The following is a 955-nucleotide window of genomic DNA, read 5'->3' as shown; positions in this document are numbered from 1 at the left end:
TGACGGCGCCGGCCGGCTCGCGGCTCGGCGCGGGCGCGGCCTTGCCGCCGCCTTTCTCGTTGAGGCGGAACTCGACGTCCTCCTGGAACTTCCGAAGCTGCTCCTTGAGCTGCCGGTTCTCGTATTGCAGCGTCTCGATCTGCCCGGCCATCATCCGGGACTGGTTCTCGATCCGGTTGAGGCGCACGACGAATTCGGAGGCGTCCTGCGCCGCGGCCGGGGCGGCGAGGCTGAGGACGGCGCAGGAGGCGAGAAGCAGGCGGCGGAGCATGGTGGCACCGGTCGTGACAGGGAGCGCGCAAGGTCGGCGCGAGGCCGGTAGCAGATGCGCTCCAGCACGGCAAAGTTAAGGCGATGCCGGCTCGGGGCCCCTCGAGCCGCACGGCGAGGGCGGGCCTAGGGGGCCGGCCGCATGCGGCGGCGCCGCGGAGGTTGCCGCCACGACCGGCCTAGTGTGAGATGCCCGCCGCGAAGTCCCGAACGGCCGGATGCGAAGCCCCCATGCCGCAGGAACGGATCATCGTGGAAGCGACGGCGTCCGCACCGGTCGATGTCGTCCGGGACGCCTACACGATGCCGGATCGGATCACGCAGTGGAATTTCGCGTCCGACGATTGGCATTGTCCGACGGCGACCGTCGACCTTCGGGAAGGCGGCACGTTCACGGCGCGCATGGCGGCGAAGGACGGCAGCATGGGCTTCGATGTCGCGGGCACCGACACCAGGATCGTCCCGAACGAACGGATCGAATACGCCTTCGGCGACCGTCATGCGGTGGTCGAGTTCACCGCGTTGGGCGACCGGACCGGCGTGACGGTCGCGTTCGATCCCGAGACCGATGTCCCCATCGCGCAGCAGCGCAGCGGCTGGGCCGCCATCCTCGGCAACCTCTGCCGACACGTGGCGAGAGGGCGAGCCGCGCCGGACGCGTCGGCCGGACGCGTCCGGCGCGGCT

General features: G+C 70.7%; 2 protein-coding genes. One reads left to right on the top strand and one right to left on the bottom strand.

Annotation, left to right across the window (positions count from 1 at the left end):
* A partial coding sequence (locus FV223_RS28590) for a YbgF trimerization domain-containing protein (RefSeq protein ID WP_281407485.1) occupies window positions 1-271 on the bottom strand: 271 nt, incomplete at its 3' end.
* Window positions 272-459: 188 nt separating this feature from the next.
* Between FV223_RS28590 and FV223_RS28585 the strand changes: the two genes are divergently transcribed.
* On the top strand, window positions 460-955 hold a 496-nt coding region (locus FV223_RS28585), incomplete at its 3' end, for an SRPBCC domain-containing protein (RefSeq protein WP_348644838.1).

Origin of the sequence: Methylobacterium sp. WL116, assembly GCF_008039455.1 — a bacterium.
Classification (GTDB): Bacteria; Pseudomonadota; Alphaproteobacteria; order Rhizobiales; family Beijerinckiaceae; genus Methylobacterium.
Note: the sequence above shows the minus strand (reverse complement) of the source record. Positions and strands in the feature narration are given on the sequence as shown.